The 23,279-nt window shown below is 65.7% G+C and carries 20 protein-coding genes; 10 read left to right on the top strand and 10 right to left on the bottom strand.

What is annotated here, in order from left to right; all coding sequences use genetic code 11:
- The first annotated feature begins 10 nt into the window (after nt 1–10).
- The 7 genes from AC3A6X_RS05100 to AC3A6X_RS05070 all read left to right on the top strand — a co-directional run bounded on the left by AC3A6X_RS05100 (nt 11) and on the right by AC3A6X_RS05070 (nt 8,012).
- Nucleotides 11–1,486, top strand: coding sequence for an NAD-dependent succinate-semialdehyde dehydrogenase (locus AC3A6X_RS05100; protein ID WP_487841136.1), 1,476 nt, complete (start codon nt 11–13; stop codon nt 1,484–1,486).
- A 134-nt stretch (nt 1,487–1,620) separates the two neighbouring features.
- Entirely contained in the window at nt 1,621–1,911 is a 291-nt protein-coding gene (locus AC3A6X_RS05095) for a hypothetical protein (RefSeq protein ID WP_487841135.1), read from the top strand.
- Nucleotides 1,901–2,872: an extracellular catalytic domain type 1 short-chain-length polyhydroxyalkanoate depolymerase gene (locus AC3A6X_RS05090; protein WP_487841134.1), complete on the top strand. Its 972-nt coding sequence runs from the start codon at nt 1,901–1,903 to the stop codon at nt 2,870–2,872. The genes AC3A6X_RS05095 and AC3A6X_RS05090 overlap by 11 nt, the downstream gene beginning before the upstream one ends.
- Before the next feature lie 133 nt (nt 2,873–3,005).
- Nucleotides 3,006–4,031, top strand: coding sequence for a patatin-like phospholipase family protein (locus tag AC3A6X_RS05085; RefSeq protein WP_487841133.1), 1,026 nt, complete (start codon nt 3,006–3,008; stop codon nt 4,029–4,031).
- 237 nt (nt 4,032–4,268) lie between these two features.
- A complete protein-coding gene (gntA, locus tag AC3A6X_RS05080; RefSeq protein ID WP_487841132.1) occupies nt 4,269–4,994 on the top strand; it encodes a guanitoxin biosynthesis heme-dependent pre-guanitoxin N-hydroxylase GntA in 726 nt (241 codons plus the stop codon).
- A complete protein-coding gene (locus AC3A6X_RS05075) occupies nt 4,995–5,612 on the top strand; it encodes a DUF1989 domain-containing protein (RefSeq protein ID WP_487841131.1) in 618 nt (205 codons plus the stop codon). It abuts the gene before it with no gap.
- 240 nt (nt 5,613–5,852) lie between these two features.
- The gene (locus tag AC3A6X_RS05070; RefSeq protein WP_487841130.1) at nt 5,853–8,012 is read left to right on the top strand and encodes a hypothetical protein; all 2,160 of its coding nucleotides are present in this window, start codon (nt 5,853–5,855) and stop codon (nt 8,010–8,012) included.
- Nucleotides 8,013–8,031: 19 nt separating this feature from the next.
- Here the strand turns inward: AC3A6X_RS05070 and AC3A6X_RS05065 are convergent, their stop codons facing one another.
- Both AC3A6X_RS05065 and AC3A6X_RS05060 read right to left on the bottom strand, forming a co-directional pair.
- The gene (locus AC3A6X_RS05065; protein WP_487841129.1) at nt 8,032–8,706 is read right to left on the bottom strand and encodes a glutathione S-transferase family protein; all 675 of its coding nucleotides are present in this window, start codon (nt 8,704–8,706) and stop codon (nt 8,032–8,034) included.
- 78 nt (nt 8,707–8,784) lie between these two features.
- Nucleotides 8,785–9,897: a substrate-binding protein gene (locus AC3A6X_RS05060; RefSeq protein WP_487841128.1), complete on the bottom strand. Its 1,113-nt coding sequence runs from the start codon at nt 9,895–9,897 to the stop codon at nt 8,785–8,787.
- Between the two features lie 163 nt (nt 9,898–10,060).
- Between AC3A6X_RS05060 and AC3A6X_RS05055 the strand changes: the two genes are divergently transcribed.
- Together AC3A6X_RS05055 and AC3A6X_RS05050 are read left to right on the top strand one after the other, a co-directional pair.
- Complete coding sequence (locus tag AC3A6X_RS05055; protein ID WP_487841127.1) at nt 10,061–11,878, top strand: winged helix-turn-helix domain-containing tetratricopeptide repeat protein; 1,818 nt, start codon at nt 10,061–10,063, stop codon at nt 11,876–11,878.
- Nucleotides 11,879–11,996: 118 nt separating this feature from the next.
- The gene (locus AC3A6X_RS05050) at nt 11,997–13,268 is read left to right on the top strand and encodes an MFS transporter (protein ID WP_487841126.1); all 1,272 of its coding nucleotides are present in this window, start codon (nt 11,997–11,999) and stop codon (nt 13,266–13,268) included.
- A 173-nt stretch (nt 13,269–13,441) separates the two neighbouring features.
- On the opposite strand, the gene AC3A6X_RS05045 is transcribed toward AC3A6X_RS05050, so the two are convergent.
- From AC3A6X_RS05045 to AC3A6X_RS05020, 6 genes are read right to left on the bottom strand one after another with little or no spacing between them, the layout of a single operon-like run.
- Complete coding sequence (locus tag AC3A6X_RS05045) at nt 13,442–16,753, bottom strand: pilus assembly protein (RefSeq protein ID WP_487841125.1); 3,312 nt, start codon at nt 16,751–16,753, stop codon at nt 13,442–13,444.
- A 19-nt stretch (nt 16,754–16,772) separates the two neighbouring features.
- Nucleotides 16,773–17,312 carry a pilus assembly PilX family protein gene (locus AC3A6X_RS05040; protein ID WP_487841124.1) on the bottom strand — a complete coding sequence of 180 codons (540 nt, stop codon included), beginning with the start codon at nt 17,310–17,312 and terminating at the stop codon, nt 16,773–16,775.
- Entirely contained in the window at nt 17,309–18,367 is a 1,059-nt protein-coding gene (locus tag AC3A6X_RS05035; RefSeq protein WP_487841123.1) for a PilW family protein, read from the bottom strand. Before AC3A6X_RS05035 ends, AC3A6X_RS05040 begins: the two co-directional genes overlap by 4 nt.
- An 8-nt stretch (nt 18,368–18,375) precedes the next feature.
- Entirely contained in the window at nt 18,376–18,984 is a 609-nt protein-coding gene (gene pilV / locus AC3A6X_RS05030; protein WP_487841122.1) for a type IV pilus modification protein PilV, read from the bottom strand.
- The gene (locus AC3A6X_RS05025; protein WP_487841121.1) at nt 18,985–19,467 is read right to left on the bottom strand and encodes a GspH/FimT family pseudopilin; all 483 of its coding nucleotides are present in this window, start codon (nt 19,465–19,467) and stop codon (nt 18,985–18,987) included. It lies immediately after the preceding gene.
- Complete coding sequence (locus AC3A6X_RS05020; RefSeq protein WP_487841120.1) at nt 19,458–19,943, bottom strand: type IV pilin protein; 486 nt, start codon at nt 19,941–19,943, stop codon at nt 19,458–19,460. Before AC3A6X_RS05020 ends, AC3A6X_RS05025 begins: the two co-directional genes overlap by 10 nt.
- 465 nt (nt 19,944–20,408) lie before the next feature.
- Between AC3A6X_RS05020 and AC3A6X_RS05015 the strand changes: the two genes are divergently transcribed.
- Entirely contained in the window at nt 20,409–21,131 is a 723-nt protein-coding gene (locus AC3A6X_RS05015) for an SIR2 family NAD-dependent protein deacylase (RefSeq protein ID WP_487841119.1), read from the top strand.
- A 6-nt stretch (nt 21,132–21,137) separates the two neighbouring features.
- On the opposite strand, the gene AC3A6X_RS05010 is transcribed toward AC3A6X_RS05015, so the two are convergent.
- Both AC3A6X_RS05010 and AC3A6X_RS05005 read right to left on the bottom strand, forming a co-directional pair.
- A complete protein-coding gene (locus tag AC3A6X_RS05010; RefSeq protein ID WP_487841118.1) occupies nt 21,138–21,293 on the bottom strand; it encodes a hypothetical protein in 156 nt (51 codons plus the stop codon).
- A 121-nt stretch (nt 21,294–21,414) separates the two neighbouring features.
- The gene (locus tag AC3A6X_RS05005; RefSeq protein ID WP_487841789.1) at nt 21,415–22,986 is read right to left on the bottom strand and encodes a putative bifunctional diguanylate cyclase/phosphodiesterase; all 1,572 of its coding nucleotides are present in this window, start codon (nt 22,984–22,986) and stop codon (nt 21,415–21,417) included.
- Between the last annotated feature and the right edge of the window lie 293 nt (nt 22,987–23,279).

Raw genomic sequence — 23,279 nt, 5'->3', positions numbered from 1 at the left:
GCGGCGAACCATGAAGAACCTGCTGAAAGATCCCGAACTGTTCCGCACCGCCGCTTTCGTCGGCGGCGAGTGGATCGACGCGACGCCGCACGGCACCTACTCCTTGCGCAATCCCGCCACCGACGAGAGGCTCGTCGACCTGCCTCGCTTCAGGCAGCACGAGACGGCGCAGGCCATCGAGGTTGCACACCGCGCCTTCCTCGACTGGCGCCGGACCACGGCCAAGCAGCGATCCGAGGTGCTGCGCCGCTGGTACGACCTGATGGTTCTTCACGGCGACGACCTGGCGACCCTGATCACGCTGGAGGAAGGAAAGCCGCTGGCCGAAGCGAAAACCGAGATCCAGTACGCGGCGTCGTTCCTGCAGTGGTTCTCCGAGGAAGCCAAGCGGGTGCGCGGAGATGTGATCCCGGCGCCGAAGGACACCCAGCGCATCGTGGTGCTGAAGGAGCCGATCGGTGTCTGCGCCGCCATCACGCCCTGGAACTTCCCCGCGGCGATGATCACGCGCAAGGCGGGCCCGGCGCTGGCCGCCGGCTGCAGCATGGTCGTCAAGCCAGCGAGCCAGACGCCGCTCACGGCCCTGGCGTTGGCGGAACTGGCCCGGCGCGCCGGCGTGCCCGCGGGCGTGTTCAACGTGGTGACGGGCAACGACACCCACGACATCGGGGGCCAGCTCAGCACGCATCCTCTGGTGCGCAAGATCACCTTCACCGGTTCGACCGAGGTCGGTCGCGTGCTGCTGGCGCAAGCCGCGGGCACCATCAAGAAATGCTCGATGGAGCTGGGGGGCAACGCACCCTTCATCATCTTCGACGACGCCGACCTCGACGCTGCGGCAGACGGCGTGGTCGCGGCGAAGTTCCGCAACACCGGCCAGGCCTGCATCAGCGCCAACCGGGTGCTCGTTCAGGCCGGCGTGTACGAGGCCTTTGCCGCCAAGCTGGTCGAGCGTGTCGCGAAATTGCGCGTCGGCAATGGCCTGGAAGCTGACGCGCAGCTCGGCCCGCTGATTGACGACGCCGCCGTCCAGAAAGTGGAGGAGCACATCGCAGACGCCGTCGCACAGGGGGCGACGCTGCTGCACGGCGGGCATCGCCATTCGCTCGGCGGCCGCTTCTTCGAGCCGACCGTCGTGGCCGGCGCCACGTCGCAGATGGCACTGGCACGGGAAGAAACCTTCGGGCCCCTCGCGCCGCTCTTTCGCTTCGAGAGGGACGAGGAAGCCTTCGCAATCGCGAACGCGACCGAGTACGGGCTCGCGGCCTATCTCTACAGCCGCGACGCCGCCCGCATCTGGCGCGCCTCGGCGGCGATCGAGTCCGGGATGATCGGTATCAACTGCGGGTTGATCTCGAACGAAGTCGCGCCATTCGGCGGGGTGAAGCAGAGCGGGCTGGGGCGCGAGGGTTCGCACCATGGCATCGAGGAGTTCCTGGAACCGAAGTACTTGTGCTGGGACGGTCTCGCGCCGGTGTTCGGTTGAAATCCAAGGTCTGGCCAAGGTGGTGATCGCTACCAAGCAGCATCTGGCGGCGCTGGTGCCCAGTGGCAAGGCGCTCGTGCTCAACCTGCTGCGCTGGGGCGACGAGGTGAGCGCTGGAAGGCCTGGATCTGCCTGTGGCCGGCGCGAAGGGCGCGAAGATCGGCGCTGCGGAAATGAAGATGCCGTCGGCGGGCGCGGAGCTCATCGATCTGACCGAATTGCTGGCCCGCAGCCTGAAGGGCCGCAAAGTCGCCAAGCCAGTCGCGGCTAAACAGACTGCGACGACCTGGAGCAAGGGCCGCGCGCAGCGGCGGCTGCCGACCCTGCGCCGAACCGCCACGCCGGCTTGTGCACCTACTTCGTCGCGCGACATGGGCTCACTGCAGGTTGTTTTGTCTCGGCCACAGTGCCTTTATGCAAAATAACGCCTTCTTGCCCATCCATCCCTTTTTCGCGTGGCTCCAGTTGGCGTCCGATGTGAGCACGTCTTTCTTCGTCCCGCCGTCACCGAGCCGGGAAGGACCCGCTCCTGCGGTCCGGACGATGCAGCACGATGATGAGCATGGGTTGTACGTCCCAGCGACTGCGCCGCTTCGTGGGGCCCCGTTGGTCGTGATGCTGCACGGTGCCGGTCAGGATCCGGACGACTTCGCGACCGGCACTCAGATGAACCCGGCGGCCGAGAGACACGGCTTCATCGTCCTGTATCCGGCGCAGTCGACGCAGGCCAATGCGCACCGCTGCTGGAACTGGTTTGATCGGGCGCACCAGACGCGCGGCCAAGGCGATCCGGCGCGCATCGCAGAACTGACCCTGCGGATCGCGCGCGAGCACGAGATCGACCCCCATCGCATCTACGTCGCTGGCTTGTCCGCCGGTGGCGCGATGGCTGCCTTGCTCGGCGACCTCTACCCCGACGTGTATGCGGCCGTCGGCGTGCACTCGGGTCTGGCGGCGCGCGCTGGATCGGACCTGCATTCCGCCCTGGCCGCCATGCGGGGGGCCGCCGAGCGCGTTGCCATGGACGCGAGCGGCATGCCGACCATCGTCTTCCACGGCGACAAGGACGCCACGGTCAACCCCATCAATGGCGAGCGCGTCATCGAGGCATCCCTCGGAGTCGATTGCGCCTGCGTGTCTCGTAAGGACAGCGGCCCTGATGGGCGCCGAACTACTCATCGGATCTATTCGCGCGACGGTGCTGGGGTGTGCGGCGAGCACTGGACGCTGCATGACGCGCAGCACGCGTGGTCAGGCGGAAGCAGCGAAGGATCGTTCGCCGACCCTTTCGGTCCGAATGCGAGTGACGAGATGCTGCGCTTCTTCGCGGATCAACCGAGCAAGTGGGCACGTCGACAGGCATCCGTCGTGGGGATCGCGAAGTGAAGCTCGGGATCGGTGCGCATCGCGTCTCGCAATCTGAACTGTGCGATTCGGCTCTGGCATGCCGACGCAGCGAAGAGCCATCGTCGGGATGCAGGGGATGCCGTGGCGCGGTCCACGGACGCGTCGAAGTCTGATGGGCAAGCGCCGTCCTACGTCCACAACCCCGATCCTGAACCTCGCGCTTCAGGGGGGCGGCGCCCATGGTGCGTTCACCTGGGGTGCCCTGGACTGCCTGCTCGACCAGCATGACCTCGAGATCGGGCGCGTGAGCGGGACCAGTGCCGGCGCGTTGAATGCAGCGGCGCTGGTCACGGGGCTGGCGAAAGGCGGACGCGCGGCAGCCAAGGACCACTTGGCGATGCTGTGGCAGAAGATCGTTGAGGCTGGCACACCGCTGACGTTCCTTCTATTACCGCTTCGCAAGCCGGGAATGGGGATCTGGGACGACGCAATGCCGCTGCTGTCGCCTTACCAGACCAATCCCCTGGCGCTCGAACCGCTTCGCTACATCCTCAACTCCGTTGTCGATATGGATGTGATCAGGGCATCGCATGGCAACCCGCTCTTCGTCAACGCCGTCAATGTCCATACTGGCCATTCACGCGTGTTCGGGCCGCAGGACATCTCCGTCGATGCGATCCTGGCGTCGGCCTGCGCGCCGCTGATGTTTCAGGCCGCGCGGATCGACGGGGAGGCCTACTGGGACGGCAGCTATGCCGGCAACCCCATGCTGTGGCCACTCTATGAGCGAACCCTGGACACCGACATCTTCATGGTCGAGCTCACGCCCCTGTACCGGCCGGAAACGCCCACGACCGCCAAGAACATCTTGAATCGCATCAACGAGATCGCGTCCATCAATGGCCTGCTTTCGGAACTGCGCGCGCTCGATCTCATCAATCGCACGGTTCCTCAGGCCGACATCCGGCTGCACGCCCTCAGTCTGCAAGGTGCGGGGACAGCGGCTGAGATAGAGCCATCGATCAAACGCACGGTAGGACCCGTCCTCTTCGAGTCGCTGCGTCGCACTGGCTACAGTGCTTGCGCGAGCTGGCTCCAGGCGAATCGGAACTCGCTCGGCGTGCGGTCCTCGCTGAGTCTTGAAGACCGGTATCTTTCGAAGTACGCACCGTGGGCCGCCGCCGGTGGGAAGCGATAGCGAATCGGCGCAGGTCGCGCTCGATTGCACCTCGGGGCGCGCGAGGGTGAGGCGTGCAAGGACCCCCACGTGGGACAAGACGCCGCAAACGGCCAAGACGATGTACGTTTGGGGGCCTGCCAGTGTGTCTTAAGACATAGGACGGCTGCTCGCCTACCCGGGGGCGTTCCCTTGGCCCACCTCGGCATCCTCCGGTGGCCTGCGCCGCAGGCGCCTTGTGCATCCGACGGTAGGCGCATGAGAAACGACTACACCACGGGCCCTCGACCGCTCCGTGCCACACGCTCCGGAAATGGAAGCTCTGACAAAACGACCTCGGCACGCGCTGAACTTGATGCCTTCATTGCAGACAGGTCCTTCCCATGCGTCGGCGCGAAATCCGCACTCAACAAGGACCGCATGCGCTTCGGAAGCTTCGCACGACTGGGCGACGCCGCCGAAGCTCCCAAGCTGTGCGACGCGCTGTCGGCCTTCTCGGACGAGTTCAGGGTCGCGGGCTGCGCGCCCGTGAGCTTCGTGGCGCTTTTTGAGCCCGCTGATCTGGAAGAACAGGAGTTCGAACGGCGCTTGTGGCAGCAGCTGCAGGCGATGCACGAAGTCGATAGCGCACGCGGCTTTGCCTGGGATCCCACGGTCGGCGAAGATCCGAACCGCGCGGACTTCTCCTTCAGCACCGGTGGCCGGGCCTATTTCGTGGTTGGCCTGCACCCGCGGGCCTCTCGACTGGCGCGCCGCGCTCCCATGCCATGCCTGGTTTTCAACTTCCACGAGCAGTTCGAAGCACTGAAGGCTTCGGGGAAGTACCAAACCATGCAACAGGCCATCCGGGCACGCGACCTGGGACTTCAAGGTTCGGTCAATCCCGTTCTTTCCCGCTTCGGTGAGTCCTCGGAAGCCCGGCAGTACTCGGGCCGGGCAGTCGAGGATGGCTGGAAGTGCCCTTTCCAAACGAAGGGCGCTTGAATGTCTGCCACCCATCCCACCGGATGCTGCCGCATTGCGCCCCAGTCGGGAGTGGCATTTCGCCTGCGGGCGAGCGAGATTCTTCGCATCAACGACCCCTTTGGCGAGCAGGTCGCCGATCTTTTTGCATTTGCCGACAACGACCACGCCTGCAGCCTGTCGTCCGGGCGCACGATCGACTACGCCTCCAGGATCTATCTGACGAAGGGGGACGTGCTCTACGCGAACGACAGCCGCCCCATGTTCCGCATCCTGGAGGATTCCGTCGGGCGACACGACTTCCTGCTCACGCCGTGCAGCCAGGAGATGTTCGAGATCCTGTACCAACACCGTGGCCACCATCCCAGCTGCTTCGAAAACCTGTATCGGGCCTTCGAGCCCTTCGGAATCCGACCGGAGCAGATCGGCACCACCTTCAACGTCTTCATGAATGTCGTCGTCGCGCAGGACGGCGAAGTGGCGGTGAAGCCGCCCTTGTCCCGGGCGGGCGACTTCATCGAGCTGCGGGCTGAGATGAACCTCGTCTGCGGCTTGACCGCCTGCGCTGCCGAGAACTCGAACAACGGGTGGTTCAAGCCAATCGACTACGAAGTCCTGGTGCGTTCCTGCAACGAGTAGGCAGTTCGCGAGGGGTGAGCTGCACCCCCCGTTCGACGCACTGGTGCGCCCGCGTAAAACGTGGCGGGGCTTCTCGTGGCTCGGCACACCTCGGTGCGCAACCCACGATACTGGAGACGAGCCCCTGCGCCGGGTTGGCGAGCGACCATGATGTCTGACGCGGCTGACCTGGCAGGCTCGTGTGCGAAGATGTGCACTGACGCGGCTACCGCGCGGTGGTCTCGATCGAGGGACCCCTGCATGCCCATTCCCACACCCGGCCCATCCTCCCCCGCGATCCGCGCGCTGCTGTTGTGCGACCTGGTCGCCAGCACCCACCTCGTGGAGTGCCTGGGCGACGCCGCTGCGGCCGAGTTGATGGCACGCCACGACCGCATCGCGCGTGACCTGCTCGCTGCCTACGGCGGCCGCGAGATCGACAAGAGCGACGGGTTCCTGCTGCTGTTCGAGCGACCGGTCGAGGCGGTGCGCTTCGCGCTTGCCTACCAGGCGCAGTTGCTCGAACTCGGCGCCCAGTCGAAGACTGCCCTCATCTCGCGCGTGGGTATTCATTTTGGCGAGGTGGTGCTGCGCGAGAACGCGGCCGCCGACATTGCGCGAGGTGCGAAGCCGCTCGAGGTCGAGGGCCTGGCCAAGGCCATCGCCGCGCGCGTCATGTCGCTCGCCGGCCAGGGCCGCATCCTGATGACGCGCACGGCCTACGACTTCGCGCGCCGGGGTGTGGTGGGGCATGCCGACGAGGCCGCGTTGCGCTGGGCCGCGCACGGGCCGTACCGGATGGCCGGCGTCGACGACCCGGTGGAGGTCTGCGAAGTGGCCGCCGCCGGCGCCAACGCGCTGACGCCGCCTCCAAGCGCTGAAAAGGCGCAGCGCGTGGCCCAGGCGCCCACATCGTCCATGCCCGCCGCGCCGGGCGCCGGGCCGCTGCTCGCCGTGCTCGCGTTCGACAACCTGTCCAACGACCCCGAGATGCAGTTCTTCTCCGACGGCGTCAGCGAGGAAATCATTCAGCTCCTGTCGCGTGGCAGCCAGCTCAAGGTGATCGGCCGCACGTCGAGCTTCCAGTTCCGCGGCGATCGCAAGGCCGAAGCGGCGAACGCCTTGCATTGCACCCACGTGCTCGACGGCTCGATCCGTCGCGCAGCAACCCGCGTGCGGGTCAGCGCGCACCTGATGGAGGCCGCCTCCCAGACCACGCTGTGGTCGGAACGCTTCGAGCGCGGGCTGGAAGACATCTTCGCCGTGCAGGACGAGATCTCCGAGAACATCGCCCGCGCACTCGATCAGGCCTTCGCCAGCACGCCGGCCCCGACGGTGGAGCCGGCGGTGTACGACCTCTACCTCCGATCGAGGCCCAAGGGCTACGCGCCTGACGAACTGCGCACCCACGTTGGCGTGCTGGAACTGGTGACCACGCGTGCACCGCAGTTCGCCGCGGCATGGGGCCGGCTGGCCTATCTGCGTGCCTTCTTGCGCTTTTACCAGCCGTTTGTCGAGCGCGCGGCCAGTGCGGCGCAGGTGAACCGCGAAGCCGAGCGCGCGCTGTCGCTCGATGCACAGAACCTCGACGCGATGGCAGGGCAGTACTTCGTGATCGCGCCGTTCGGGCACTTCGTCGAGGCCGATGCCGCACTCACTCGTCTGCGCCGCGCACCCGGCACGGGGGACGGGCAGCGCTACACCGGCTGGGCCCTGCGTCACTTCGGCTGGATGCGCGAGGCGCTGACGGCCACCGAGCAGGCCTACCGGCTCGATGTGCTGGATCCGATGTCGGCCAACCTCCTTGCCCTCGCGCGCATGGCGGCCGGCGATATCGCCGACGCCATTCCCGTGTTCGAGGAACTGGTGGAGCGCATGCCCACGATGAGCTTTCCGGTGTCCAGCCTGTTGCGCGCGCACGCCTTCCAGCAGGACTGGGCCGCGGTGGACCGGCTGCTCGCGCTGGCCGAGCAGCGCCAGTTGCGCGAGTTCCAGGACGGGCTGCCCTTCATCCGCGCCAAGCGCGACCCCTCGCCCGCGCACATCGGCGCGTGGCGCGAGGAGCTCGAAGCGCATGTTCGCAGGACGGGCCGGGTCGACGTGTCACGCCTCGTGTACGCGGCCCACCTGGGCCTGGTGGACGAGGCTTACGCCGCCGCCGACGCCGCACGCCTGGGGCCGGCCGGCCATGCCGACGACATCATGGGGCCCGACGGCTACCGCACCGCGCTGCTGTTCCAGGCCAGCATGCCCGAGCTGCGCAACGATCCGCGCTTCGCGCCGTTGTGCGCACGGCTCGGACTCGTCGAGTTCTGGCTGGCCAGCGGCAAGTGGCCCGACTGCGCGAGCGAAGTGCCCTACGACTTCCAGCGCGCATGCGAGCAGGCACGGGCCGTGCCGAAAGAAGACTTCGGCTTCTGAGCGCCTGCGCCCCGGCGCTTCACACGGTCACGAACGACTCGCCCTTGTGCGCGGCGGTGACCCCGTCGAGCGTGGCGTTCACCGACTTCCAGCTCTTCAGCGCCTTGATGCGCGCCAGCCAGCCCTGCACGTACGGATAGGCCGTGAAATCGCAACCGATCACCTCGCCCAAGGTGAGCAGTCCGGCGCCGAAATGGTCCGCGATGCTGATCGCATCCCCGCACACGTGGTTGTGCCCGGGGCCGAGGATGTGGTCGTTGAGGACTTGCAGCCACACCTTCGAGCGCTCCTGGCCCCACTGCACCGTGCCGGCCTGCGCCTCGTCGCTGCGACGCTTGTGGTGCGGCAGCAACTGGGCGAACACCAGGCCGAAGCAGTAGTCGCGGCTCAGTTGGGTGTTGAACCAGTCCATGCGCTCGTTGACGCGCGCCCGCTGCTGCAGCCCCTTGGGGTACAGCGGCGAGTCGATCTTGTCCGCCAGGTATTTCAGGATCGCCGAACTCTCGGTGAGGCGGAAATCACCGTCCTCCAGCATCGGCACCAGCGCATTCGGGTTGAGCGCACGATAGGCCGGCTGCAGGTGCTCGCCCTTGAAGATGTCGACCAGCTTCAGGTCGAGATCGATACCGCTCTCCGCAGCGAAGAGCAGCACGGGCCGGCTCGCGGTGGAAGCGGGGTGGTAGTAGAGCTTCATCTCAGGTCTCCTGGCTAAATTGGCAACCTCCGTGCTGCGCACTGCGGTGCGAGCCCCTTCGGAGCGGCCGGGCGTGGCTCATTGCGCGCTCTGCACGCGCTCGTTGGGATCGATCACGCCGAGGTTCTCGATGACCTTCATCTGCCCGGCCTGCACCTGGCCGACGTACATGGTAAGCCGCAGGTGATGCTGGCCGGGCACCATTTCGGCGGCCCCGCCCGGCCCTTCGGCGATGCGCGCGTGGTCGAGCGCACGGATCACCGCCGCCTGATCCAGCGTGCCGGCCTCTCGCACGGCCGCCTCCCAGAGCTTCAGCCCGCGATACAGACCCGTGCTGGCGCTGCCGGCGGTGAACTTGGCGCTGCCCGGAAATCGTTCGTTGTAGCGGCGCAGCAGCGCCGTGCTGAACGGGTCGCTGACGGCCTGGTAGTAGTCGAGGCAGCTGTAGAGCCCCTCCACATGCTCGGCCGGCAGCAGGCTGGCAAGGTTCTCCTCGAAGTAGGGGCAAACGATCCGGCCGCCGCGCTTCGTGAAACCGGCCTCGTACAGCTGCTGCAGGAACGGCGCCACGCCGGGCGGCACCGTGGTGTTGAAGACCACCTGCGCGCCGCTGGACATGATCTTGTCGACCGTGCCGCGGTAGTCCGCGTGATCGACGGGGAAATACTCCTCGCCGACGATCGAGCCGCCGTTCGCGGTGACGGCGGCACGCACCCGCTTGTTCATCACCTGCGGCCAGATGTAGTCCGCCGACGGGAGGTAGAACCTGCGAGCTTCGGTGTGCTTCATCAACCAGGGGATCAGCGAATCGACCTGTTGTGCCGGCACCGGACCGGTGCAGAAGATCAGCGGGTCGCTCTCCTCGCCCTCGTACTGCTCCGGGTAGATGTAGAGCTTCTTGCCCTGCACGACGGCCGGGCCCTTGATCGCCTGCCGGGTGGAGCTGTAAATGCCGCCGAAGATCACGTCCACGCGATCGCCCTGAACCAGCTTGGCGGCCTTGGCGGCGGCCACCTTGTCGTCGGTGGCGCTGTCTTCGGTGATCAGCTCGATGCGCCGCCCGAGCAAGCCGCCGCCAGCGTTGATCTCGTCGACCACCAGGCGGGCGAGGTTGGCGTTGGCAATGCCGAGGAAGGACAGTGGGCCGGTCTGGTCGGTGACGAGACCGATCTTGATGGATGCTTGGCTCACGATGGGATCTCCTTGCGGATGGTGGATGGGTACGGCCCTGTCGCGGGGTGTAGGCACTGTGCGCGCCGGGGGACGGCCGCGTCTTTAAGCGATGTGAAACGTTGCTAAAGCCCGCCGCGTGGCCCGACAATCGGGGCCGACAAGCAAGAGAGGCGCTCAGGTCTTGATCTTCAAGGCGAAGGGGTTCGAAGTGCGGCCAGCCGAGCGCCGCCTGTTGGCTCATGGCCAGCCGGTCTCGCTCGGTGGACGCGCGTTCGACTTGCTGCTGGCGCTGATCGAGCTGCGCGACCGCGTGGTCGCCAAGGACGAGCTGCTGGCGCGGGTCTGGCCTGGCACGGTGGTCGAGGAGAACAACCTCACCGTGCAGATCTCGTCGCTTCGCAAGGTTCTCGGGCCGCACGCCATCGCCACCGTGGCGGGGCGCGGCTACCGGTTCACGCTGCCCTTGCTGGACGAGGACGCTCCCGCCTTACCGGCCGAGCCGTCACTCCCGCGCGAGCGCCCCCTCGTCGCCGTGCTCGCCTTCGACAACCTGTCGAACGAGCCCGAGATGCAGTTCTTCTCCGACGGCGTCAGCGAGGAGATCATCCAGCGCCTCGCGCGTGGCACCCAGCTGCGGGTGATCAGCCGCACCACGAGCTTCCAGTTCCGTGGCGAACGAAAGGCCGAGGCGGCGCAACGCCTGAACTGCGCCTACGTGCTCGACGGCTCGATCCGCCGCGCGGCCGGCCAGGTACGCATCAGCGCCCACCTGATGGAGGCCGCGTCCGGCACAACGCTGTGGTCCGACCACTATGACCGTGCGCTGGAAGGCATCTTCGAGGTCCAGGACGACATCGCCGAAAGCATCGCGCGCGCGCTCGACCACGGGTTCTTCGCTGTTGCGACACGCGCAGTCGATCCTGCGGTCTATGACCTCTACCTGCGATCCAGCCCCAAGTCCTATGCCCCGGACGAGCTGCGCACCAGCGTCGGCGTGCTCGAGGTGGTGACGCAGCGCGCACCGCATTTCGTCGAGGCCTGGGGAAGGCTCGCCTACCTGCGCAGCTTCCTGCACATGTACCTGCCATTTGCCGAGCGTGCAGCCAGCGCCGGGCACGTGGTTCGCGAGGCCTCGCACGCGCTGGCGCTCGACCCGCAGAACAACGACGCCCTGGTCGCGCGATGCTTCGTGATGCCGCCCTTCGGCCGGTTCGTCGAGGCGGAGGACTTCCTGGAGCGGCTGCGCCAGGCGCCCGGCTCGGGCGACGGCCGGCGCTACATCAGCTGGCTGCTGCGCCTGACGGGCCGCCTGCGCGCGAGCCTCGACGAGGCCGAACGCATCTACGGCCTGGACATGCTCGATCCGATGTCGGCCAACCTCGTGGCGCTGGCCCGCATGGCCACGGGGCAGGTCGCCGAGGCGGTGCCCGTGTACGAGGACCTCGTGGCGCGCATCCCCGGCATGAGCTTTCCGATCTCGAGCTTGCTGCGGGCCCATGCCTTCCTGCAGGATTGGGCGGCGGTCGATCGCCTGCTCGCGCTCGCGGCCACGCGCCCGCTGCGCGAGTTCCAGGACACCATTCCTTTCGTCCGCGCCAAGCGCGACCCGACGCCTGAGCACATCGGCGCCTGGCGCAGCGAGTTCGAAGCGCACGTGATGATCACCGGCGGTGTGGACGTGGCGCGCCTGGTCTATGCCGCGCACCTGGGTCTGGTCGACGAGGCATTCCGTGCTGCCGAGGGCGCCCGCCTGGGCCCTGTGGGGGCCAGCACCGACATCATGGGCCCCGACGGCTACCGCACCGCGCTGCTGTTCCAGGCCAGCATGCCCGAGCTGCGCAACGACCCTCGCTTCCCGCGGCTGTGCGCGCGACTGGGCCTGGTGGAGTTTTGGCTCGCCAGCGGCCAATGGCCCGATTGCGCGGACGAGGTGCCCTACGATTTTCGGCAGGAGTGTGAGTCGGCGAAGGGTGTGCCTAGGGAGATCTTCGGGTTTTGACGGCGCACCGAGGTGGTCCCGGCGCGCGCTTCCGCTCCATGCGTACTGCACTTGTTCGAAAGGACCGAATCGTTGAAAGATCAGAACGGTCAAGCGCGCTCTGGCGATCTGCGCGTCGATGACGATCTGCAACGGGCGTCACCGGCCCGAGGATGAAGGGGATCTCCTCAAGTCCGAGCCAGCTCGCGTAGCGCGTATATATGCCACCATGCGAATGCCCCAGCCTGACGCGTTGCGATCATTCTTCCTTCTCTACGTTTTGATGTACGCCGCATTTGGCGTGGCATCGCCCTTCTGGCCTCGTTTTCTGGAAACGCGAGGGATGTCACCCGAGCAGATCGGGCTTCTGCTGGGACTGGGGACGATCATCCGTCTGATTGCCGGACCGGTTGCGGCGCGCATAGCAGATCGTTTGCAGCGATTGCGTCACGTACTGGCCGCGGCTGCCGGCCTTGCCGCCTGCCTGGCATTTGGTCTCCCTTGGGTCGGTGGGTTCTGGATTCTTCTGATCGTCCGCCTCTGCCATGAAGCTGCACTGACACCAACCACGTCGCTTGCCGACGCCTTGGCGTTAGATGCTTCGAAATCGCGCGCCTCGCCCGGAATGAGCTTTGAATATGGCTGGGTACGGGGTTCGGCATCGGCTGCCTTCGTGTTCGGAACGCTGGCCGCTGGCCAAGTGATCGGCTGGACGGGACTCACATCGATCGCATGGATGCACGGCGCCCTGCTTCTGCTCGCAGCAGCAAGCACCATGCTGTTGCCAGCGCTTGATAACAAGACCAAAGCCACCCCTGAGCCATCCTCCGTCGGAGCCATCAGGCAACTCGTGGGGATCGTCGTGTTCCGGCGCATGGTACTCATCGCGGCCCTGGTTTACGGCAGTCATGCCATGCATGACGCATTCGCGGTCATCAGATGGAATGCGGCCGGCATCAGTCCGACCATGATCAGTGTCCTGTGGTCGGAGGCCGTCGTTGCGGAGGTCATGGTCTTCATCCTGATCGGACCTCGATTGGTCGATGCACTCGGGCCGAGCGGTGCAGCCGCAATTGCGTCCATAGCGGCTATCCTGCGATGGCTCGTGGTGGCGTTCTCAACCGATCCTGGAGCGCTTGCAATCGTACAGCCCTTGCATGGAATGACGTTTGCGCTTCTGCATCTCGCTTGTATGCGCCTCATCGGCACTGCCGTGCCCCAGCATCTTGCCGCTACCGGCCAGGCCATCTATGCGCTCGGACCGGGACTCGTGTCAGCGCTGCTGACCTTGTCATCCGGAATCCTCTATGCGCGGCTCGGAGCCCACGGCTTCTTGCTGATGGCCCTGTTGTCCGCCCTCGCTTTGCCGCTGTGCTGGGGGCTGAAAATTTCAGCTCGGCGTTCAAGCTAGGGATTGGGCTGACACCGGCCCCAGGGCTGGCCGCCGAGCTTCACGACTCAAGACGATAGCTGAGTCGCGCGCTCGAACCGTAAGGGAATATCGTGCCTCACTCCGAGGCGGCCGTGAGCAAGGCCTCGGTCGCGCCGTCGGTCAGGAGCGCGCACAGCGCGGCGTCTGCTTCCTCAGCGGTCGGTCTCCCGGTACCAGTAGGTTCTCTTGCGAATGTTCTTGACGGGGATGATTGGCTTTTGCGCCCCAAGGCCGGACCTGCCGTCTGCCCCGGAGCCGCCGCCGCCGCCGATCAGGAAGGGCAGCCGGCGTTCCGTGCCGCCTACGTTGACCGTGACGATGCCGAAGACGGGCGACGGCACCAGCCCGCCGCCATCGAGCAGGCTGAAGTTCGAAGCGCCGGTGAGGAAGTTGACCGAATAGCTGCGCGCCGTGCCGAGATTCGCCTGGCAAGTGGTGGTGCTGGGAACGATGGGTTGGTTGGTGCCGAAGTAGACCAGGCCGCCGACGGTGGTCGGGGCGTTCACGCCTTTTTCTCCGGCGCCGGCCAGGGTGACGTAGAAACCGCTCAGCGAGCCGTCGTACGGGATTGTGTTCGTGGCCTTGAACAGCGCCGTCGGCGCGAGGTCGGCGCTGCTGCTGGTGTCGTCACGCACCGGCGTCCAGCCGCTGGCACTCATGCCGACCTTGGTGTCCTTGATCATGTAGAAGCGGTTCACGATGTTTCGGGACTGGTGGGTGAGGAGCGGATGCTCCCGGTCCCCCGTGATGTCCAGCACCACGTCGTAGGTCTTGGTCAGCACCACGTCCGGCGGGAAGAAGAATTTGCGCCGGGTGGTGCCGCTTCCGCCCAGGGCGGCAAGGTGGGTGACCTGCCAGGTGCTCACGTCGCCGCTGCCGGTGGGCTGAAGGTCCACGCGCCAGATATTGCCGCCGGTATCGGCTGCGTAGAGCCGGTCGATGCTGCCGTCGAAGTCGCGATCCACCAGCGTGATGTCGGCCGGGATTGAATAGGTCATCTCGGCCAGCCTGCATGGATTGCCAGTACAGCTGCTGCCGGTGCCGCCCGGGCCGGCCTGCCAGAGCATGTCGCCGGTCACTGCGTCGACGATGAAGATCCCGCGACCCATGGTGTCGGCATTGGGCGGCTCGGCATCCTCATTGGTGTCGTAGCCTGCACCGAAGATCAGCACGGGATTTGCATGGCCCTTGACCATCGCCACCTTGGGCTGCGACCAGGTCTGCCCGAGTTCCGCGAAGCCGCTGTCTGCATTGCTGCGCTTCCACATGAACTTGGGGTTCGTGGGATCGCTCACGTCGAGCGCGTAGAGCAGGCGTCCGCCGCGGCGCGCCGACAGGAAGATATATGCCTTCCCCGTGGTGCTGTTCTGATAGACGCTGGGCGCGCCGTCGAAGAAGTAGGTTTTCGCGCTGCCTGTGGTCAGGGTACCCAGCTTCAGGCTCGGACTGTTCTGATACAGCCGCTGCAGGCCCGGATAAAACTCCGGCGGGACGAAGCTCCACAACTCGCCGCCGGGTGGAACGCTGGTGCTGACGCCGGTTGCGTCGTTGATGGTGAGGGCGCAAGTCGAGGAGACCGTGCAGTTGCCCTTGGGCTTGCTGCTGTCGGTGGGGTTGTTCGGTTGGTTGCCGTTGACGGCTCGCAACAGGCCGTCATTGGCGCCGTAGAACACCACCACGCCGGTGGTGCCGCCATAGTTGATCACCGCGGGGCGGGAATGCAGCACGTCACCATGCACGGAGCCGCGGATCGTGATGCTGGCGTCGGGCGGGCTGCTCGCCTCGCGGCCTGCCACCGCATCGCCGGCCGCGTAGGTGTCTTGCCCGCGGACCCAGTTGATCAGGTTGTCGGCGGTCATGGTGCTGGCGCTGATGCCGAGGGCCGTCGACGTGAGGTTCAAGTTGCCCACCTTGAAGGGCATCGTGCTCAACGCAGCGTTGGCGGTGCAGCCGCTGCCGAGGCACGTGAACACATTGCGCGTGGTGGCGGCTGTCGTGGTGGTCGCGCTGGCCGGGTAGCTGTTGGTCAGGTGCTTGAGGCGGATCTGTTGTGCGACGCCGCCCTTCTCGACGACCTGGCCATCCGCCCAGTCGTAGCCGTCGCTGGCGCCCTGAGCCTTGAAGGCATTGAGCCAGAAGCCGCCCTGGGAGTCGGGCAGGGAGCCGATGGCCTTGGAGGTCCAGAAGCTCACGGCCGAGGGCGAGACGAAGCCGGTGCCTGCTGCGCTCAGCGCACGGTTGGCGTTGGTGCCGATCGAGTACGTGCCCCAGGACGCGTCGGCGAGGAATAGCTGCGGCGCGGATGGGTCGGTGATGTCGACGCCGAACTGATACTGCTTGAGGTTGCCCATCCAGCGCGGGTTAACGTCGCTGTCGGGGCGGAACATACCCATGTAGATCTGGTTTAGGTAGGTGCCCTGCGTGTTGGCGCTCACCGGCAGCACCGGCGCCGCGAACACGCTGTTGACCGCCTGCACATCGGTGAAGACCTTGCCGATGGCGTCGATCAGGCCCTGGACGTCTCCGAGCCGGACCATGAAGTACTGGCCGCCACCCTGGTTGGCCATGCTGACCATGAGCTGTTCGTAGTCCGGATTGCTGCCGTCGCTGAGGATGATGGTGTAAGTGGTAATGCCCGGGTACGTCGTCGCCAGGTTGGGCGAGCTGCCGGTGTACATGAAGTTCGCCCACTCATCCGAGTAGTCGCTTCGGTACTTGCCCGAGGCCGTGCTGTAGGGTGAAAGGGGCGACTTCCAGTTCGGCAATGTCACTTGCGCAGGGAGCGCGCTCAGGCCTTCGGCAGCCTGCAAGGCGTTACCGCCCAGGGTGCCGCCGTCCTGGGGCTTCTGATTGTTGGTCGCGAGCGTGATGTAGAGAACGAAGTTCCTGCCGCACGCCTGCTGGTTCGCAAGGCCCGGGTAGCGGGTGCCGGAGAGGCCGGTCTTCCCCTGGTAGAAGGCCCAGGCTTCCTGCATCGCCTGTGAAATCTGGTTGTTGTTGCCCTTGTCGTTGCTGAGACTGAGCTGCTCGATGCGTCGGAGCATCTTGCCGACGCCCTTGCTGTTGTCGCTGGTGGTGCCGTCCATGAGCAGCAGCGAGCCGGGCGCCGGCGACGCGGCGGGGAGGACGAAGGTGCCTCCGTCGGTGGGGCCGCCCGGGAAGTACATCAGGCCGAGGTTGATGTTGCCGTTGAGGGCTGCGTTGGTCCCGATGGCGGAGACGGCGCTGTGCAGGCCGCATTGCTCGAAGCCCAGGTTCTTGCTGGGATCGTTGACCGTCAACCCTGGGCATGTGAAGCTTGAACTCGCGCTGGCCGCCGCCGCGTTGTCCAGAATGATCAGCATGTTCGGAGCGCCGCCGCTGGTCGTGCCCTGGTAGATGTCGATGTCCTCGGCCTGCGCTGCGGCGCCAGCCAACGACAAAAGGGCCGCGGCGCCCAGTCGGAAAAAGTAGGTGGGGCGCATCTGTCCTGCTCCTGATTGATCAGCACGCGGCGCCAACGGCCACGCGCACGGCGATGCCCTGATGCAGGGTCGGTGTCGGATCGCTTGCGGGCGGCGTGGCGGTGGCATTGACTTCCCAGCTCGAGTTCGAGCACAGCGAGTTGCCGCTCACGCCGGATCCGACGATGCCCGTGTTCTGCGCGGCGCCGCTGGCATAGCAGGGCTGGTCGTCCGTGTTGGTCGCGTCCAGCTCACTCAGCTTGATTGCCTTGATGCCGGTGCAAGCCGGCGCCGGCACGACAACGGTATAGGCCGACACGGCTTGACCGTTGTCTGTCACCCAGGTACTCGCCGTCGGCATCGCAGTGAAGTCGCTGCTGATCGCTTTCTCGATCGCCTGCTGCGCAGCCGCCTCGGCCTCCTCCTGCATCTGCATGTTGCCGACCAGCTTGGTGTTGACATTGACGGCCTTGATGGACGAGGTAACGATCAGCGTGATCACCGCCAGGAAGATCATCGCGACCAGCAAGGTGGCGCCTGCCTGCTTGCGCAGCGCGGCGCTGCGCCTAGAGCGCTTCATGGTGTTTCCCTCTGGCCCGAGCTGTTGTAGAGCCGGGCGACCGTGCTGTAGACGTGGCGCTTGATGTTGTCATTGAAGGGACCCGCGGCCGGCGTGGCCAGGCCCATGGCATAGGTTCTGGCGTCCGTCCAGCCGCCGCTGGCGGCGGTATTGCGCCCCAGCACATGAATGCGCACGGCCATCACATTGGCCCAATTGGTCATGGCCGCGGTCCAGTCGTAGGGCGGCGTGGTTTGCGGGCACACCGCAGCGGCAATCTGCGCGGGTGGCGGGCTGCCCGGGTTGCTCGTGTAGCAGTCCGGGGAGCCGTTGCCGTCCATGTCGATTCCGTAGTCGAGTTGCAGGTTCTCGATGCCCTCGACCAGCGGGGTGATCCGCATTTCGCCGTTCAGGTACTCGGCCATCTTGAGGGTGGGAATGGTGTCGGTCCCGCATGCGTTGCAGGTGCTCACGAAGTACACGCGCTGAACGATCTTGCGCAGCGGCGCGAGGTTGCTCGACAGGCAGTTCTTCTGCATCAGCGGGAAGCTCGCGGCCGACGCGCCCGAGGCGGTCGCAAACGGCAGCGTGTCGTTTTCGCAAGTGGAGACCTGCAGGTAAGCCTCGGACGCGACCGCCGCCGCGGGACTCACGACGTTGGTGTTGACCCGCGTGACGACCAGCATGGCGGTGCCCGCCATGACATTGCTGATGCAGCCCGGCGTGCTGTTCAACCCGTAGATCGGCAAGGGAACGGTGGACGTGCCCGGGCTCGTCATGGCAAAGTAGCCCAGCTCAGCGACGTTCGTGGGACAGGCTACGGGTGCCACGGTCGCAAAGGCAGTGCTCGAAGACGCACCGACGAAGCCGGCCATCTGGATGTCTTCACTGAGCAGCTGGAGAGCGTAGCGGCCGTTTTCGATTTGGCGTCCCGTCTTGTCGAGCTCGGAGCGCGAGTTCACGGTCGAGACCAGCAAGCTGATCAGGCCAATCATCAGGAACATGCTCAGCACGATCGCCACCATTAGCTCGACCAGCGTGAAGCCGAGGCTGTGACGCGGGTGGCCGGGATGCAAGGGCGCTCTCATGACAGGACCCCGATACGAACCTTGCTGGAGACCACCCGGTGCAACTTTTCATCGCCGTAGGCGCCGCTGCCGCAGGGAAAGGCGGTGCTGCCATCTGCCAGCGTGGGCGCAACCGTCTTGTGCAGGCCTTGCCACGACACGGCGATCAGGTAGACATTGTTGGCGGCGTCGTCGAGCGTCACGCAGCCGATGGCACCGATCATGGCGCCCAGCTTGGCGCCCGACTGCGTTTCGGCTTGGCCGTTGATCGAGTCCTTCCAGGCTGCGAGATCGGCCATCGCCTGGGTTTGCTGTTGCACGTTGCCAGTGGTACAGACGGGCAGGCTGGTGCTGCTCGCGCTCAATGTCACGCCGGTGGTGCCATTCGAATAGCAGTTCGCGACCTTGCGGTTCGCGTTCAGCCGATCGGCCATGTCCTGCACCAGTTGCAGAGCCTGAATTCGCTGGTAGGCCTCCATCTCCGCGAGATTGGCGCGGCTGCTAACCCCCGCCAGCCCGAGGAGACCGAAAAGCAGGATCACGAGCGTGATCAGGACTTCAATCAGTGCGATGCCCCGCAGAAGGGCTGCCCCACGACGCACGCGAACCGGAACATGCGGCGCCATCTAGCAAGCCCCCATGCTGCTGCTCGGCAGCCCGCTCAATCCGATAGAAATGCAGCGCGAGCTGACACCTGCGATTGCGGCCGGGGGCGCGATGGTGAACTTGGTGCTCGTGGTCACGGTGCGCCCGTCCTTGCCGTAGGTGATGACGCCGAGGCCGCTCGAGTCGCTGATGGCGAGGTCCTTGTAGGCTTCCTGGCTGTGGAATGTGCGGGTACCTTCTTCCACCGTCCAGCCACCGCCCCACGAAGTACCGGTCCTCTTCAAGTCGACACTGCGGTTGCGGGTCACGGCTTCGCTACGCGCCAGCGTGAGTGCGGCCATCAGGTCGAAGGACACGTTGCGGATGCGTTGGTTCGCAACAAAGGCGCGGAACGAGGGGAGCGCGAGGGTTGCGAGGACGCCGATGACCGTGATCGTGGTGACCAGTTCGATCAGGGTGAAGCCGCGTACACGGCGCCTGGTGTTGCGAGGGCCTACCAGCATCCTGGCGCTCCGCTGGTGCCGGACGCGCTCTTTGCTCCCGCTTCGTCGATGCTCAGCGTCCCGCAGGCGGTGTCCCTGGCAAGTTGATTGCCGATGGGCGTCGCCGTAATCGTGAAGCCCGGCAATGTCGTCCCGGTCTTGAGGGCCGCTGCGATGGTGTAGTTGGACTGCACATTCTCCGGCACGGTCCAATTCAAGGCAGCAAGGTTGGCGGCGTAGGTCCGCGCGTCCAGCAGATGGCGCTGCTGCAAGTTGCTGAGCTCGAGCATGACGCCCTGGGCCGCCGATCGGTTCGAGCGAATGATGTAGTTGGTGTACGAGGGATAAGCGACTGCTGCCAGGATGCCGATGATGGCGACGGTGATCATCAATTCGATCAAGGTGAAGCCACGTGATGGCAGTGGCCTGCCGCAGCCACGCGCATGCGAGCTCGCGCGCGTCATGCCGGGCGACGGCTGGTACGGAAACTGAGACATCAGGGGCCAATCCTTTCGAGTGCGCAGCAATCCAGAGATTGTTGCCAAAGGTGACTATATGTTAGCTGTGAAAAAATCACATTCGACAAGGCCAATCACCGGCATGGGCTTTTCGGCACAAATTCACGGCTGCTCACACCCTTGGGAAACTGGCGCGGCACGAGTGAGGCGGAAAGTATTCGCATGGATCTGGCTCGCGCGAGTCGGGCGCATGCGTTGAATGCAGCGGCGTTCCGCCGCCCAACATCAACATCGTGCACGGCAACGATCTCGCAGACGCGCAAATCGATCGATTCATCGCTGCCGGCGGACGAGCCTTGCCAACATTGACTCGGTGATGGTTGCGGGAAGATGGCGCAAGCGCGGCAGTCGTCTGGTCGGGAGACAGCTCAGTCAGGTGCGTATCATTGAACTTCGGTCGCGTCTCTTGCATCCGATTGCCGCGGAAACTTGGATGATTCCTGGATGACCTCAATCGACTCCGCCGCGGCGCTCCTTCACGCCGCTTCTTGCATCTCAGTCCTCTCGGGCGCGGGGCTTTCGAAGGCGTCGGGAATCCCGACGTACCGTGATACGGACGGCCTCTGGAGGGACAAGAACGCCGTCAAGTTCTCCCACATCGACGCTCTGAAGCGGGATCCCGAAGGCTTTCACAGCTTCTGGGCGTCGCGGATGGCGGCGTTGTCGGCTGCCAAGCCCAACCCAGGTCATCGCGCGCTCGTCGAACTGCAGATGCACCGACCTGGCACGGCACTCATCACACAGAACGTCGACGGGCTGCTCGGCGACGCCGGCGCCCAACAGATCTTCGAGCTCCACGGCAACCTGCGGCGTTGGCGGTGCGACAGCTGCGGAGATCGGGAGGGACCCTGGTTGTCGCAGCGCTGTCCGCGCTGCGGCGCGCAAGCGAGGCCTGACGTGGTGATGTTCGGGGAGATGCTCGACGAGGAACTCCTTACCAGGACGCAAGAGGTCGCAGCGCAAAGCGATGTGTTCCTGGTCGTAGGAACCTCAGCGGCGGTTTACCCCGCGGCTGACCTGCCGACGATCGCAGCGTCGAATGGTGCCAAGATCATCACGCTCAACATGGAGGCGATCGACATTGACGGCGTCGCGGCCGTGGTGCTTCGAGGCCCCGCAGAGGAGCTCCTGCCGGACCTGATTCAGGCCGCCCGCCTCAGACCGTAGGCGGCGTCAAAGCTTCGGCTTCACGATCCCGGCAGCATTCTCGTCCGCGCCGGGCCTCCCTTCGTCCGAGTGAGGGTTGACCGGATCGTCGTCTGTCGGGAACTCGGGCTCGACAGGATGCTGCGCTGGGTCTTCTTCAGACGGCACCTTGGGATTCGTCATTTCGAGTCGCTCCTTGGCATTGGCTCCAGGCTTGCATGCAGGTCAACGCCGATCCGCCGTTGGCACCTCAGTCATTCAGTAAGCCGATGTCCGGCTTGTCGACGACCCCGGCCTCGTGCATCTAGCCCATCACTCCCTGTTGACCTTTGCCCGCCGTGGGCCAGAGGGGCGTACGCTCGAAACCGGCGATCCAGTCCGGGACCTGATCGGCCGGCAGCGGCTTGGCGATGCCGTAGCCCTGGCCCAGCGTGCAGCCCAGAGCCATCAGCGCATCGCCGTGGGCGGTAGACTCCACGCCCTCGGCGATGGCCTGGCGCCCCATGCCACGCGCCATCACGAGAATGCCCTCGACGATGGCCCGATCCTCAGCATCCTCGAGCATGCCGCGCACGAAGGACTGGTCCAGCTTGAGCGCAGTCACAGGCAGTCGGCGCAGGTAGGTGAGCGACGAGTAGCCGGTGCCGAAGTCGTCCATGGTGACGGGCACGCCCAGTTCCTTGCAGGCACCGATGAAATCGGCGACTGCGCCGAAGTCCTTGATCGCTGTGGTTTCCAGGATCTCCAGTTCCAGCACGCCGGTATGCAACTGCGGGAAGCGCCCGAGGTGCAACGTCAATCGCTCGATAAAGTCGGGACGCAGCAGATGGCGCGGGCTGACGTTGACGCTGACCGAGGTCTTGACGCCCAGCGCGAGCCACTGCGCGGCCTGACGAACCGCTTCGCCGATGGCCCAGTCCCCGATCTGTTCCACCAGTTCGTGGTCCTCGATCAGAGGCACGAACGCGGCCGGCTGCAACCAGCCCCGTTCGGGATGCTGCCAGCGGATCAGCGCTTCGAAGCCGATGACCACGCCGCGCTGCATGTCCACCTTGGGCTGGTAGGCGAGGACGAACTCGTTTCGTACCAGCCCTTCCTTGATGCGCTGGCGGATCAGTTGCTCCTGCTGCTCCTCCAGGGCCTGTGCGGCATCGAAGAAGTGCACCTGGCTGCCGCCTACGCGCTTGGCAAAGAAAACCGCGTGCTGGGCATGCTGCAGCATCACCTCCGTGGGCTGCTCGCCGTGTCCCATGAGCGCCACGCCGGCGCTGACGCGAAGGCGCGCCGATCGATCCTGCAGCCGGTAGGGGTGGGCCAGGCGTGCCAGCAGCTGCTGCAGCAGTGCTTCGCATTGCTGCCGGCTGGTGACGGAAACCACGAGCGCGAACTCGTCGCCGCCCACCCGCGCCGCCACGGCGCCGGGCGGCAGTGCCGTCTTGAGACGCCGGGCCACCTCGCGCAGCACCGCGTCGCCTCCCGCGGGGCCGAATCTGTCGTTGACATCCCGAAAGCGGTCGATGTCCAGATAGGAGACTGCCAGCAGGCGGTGTGGATCGCTGTAATGGGCATGGGGTGTCCGGCCCAGTTCTTCGATCGAGGGAATGCGGTTCGGCAGCCGGGTGAGGGCGTCATGGCGCGACAGCGTGTCGAGTCGTTCGCCCCGCACGCCTTGTGCCGTCAGGCCGAACGTCCACAGGATGCAACGATCGTCCATGCGCTCGCCACGCATGTCCACCAGGATGCTGCGTCCATGGTGGGCACGCAGTGCAACGCGGTGGACGTCGATGGCGCCACGCGCGGGGACCTGCATGTCCGCGGATGGACCCGTTTCGGAATCGGCCTTCGTCTGCGGCATCTGCGGCCCGAGCGGCAGCACGTCGCCCAACGGCATGTCGGTCAGCGCGCCAAGCGGGAAGCCGAGCAGGCTGTGCGCATCCTCGTTGGCCCAGAGAATCTGTCCATCGCACGTCTTGAGATGGCCGGCTTGGATGCGACTGGGCATGATGGAAGTTGATGGAAGTGCGCCAACGCGTCACAGGCACGCGGACATTCAGTTACAGCCCCTATTGTTCACTGAAAACGGGGGCGCTCCTTGCTTCATCGCTTGTTGCGGCCCTCGCCGTCGTGCTCGCGGTAGTCGTTGGCCTTGTCTTCGTACATGGCCCGTTC

The organism is Variovorax sp. Soil_C_12 (assembly GCF_057657375.1).
This window is presented reverse-complemented; position numbering and strand designations above follow the sequence as displayed.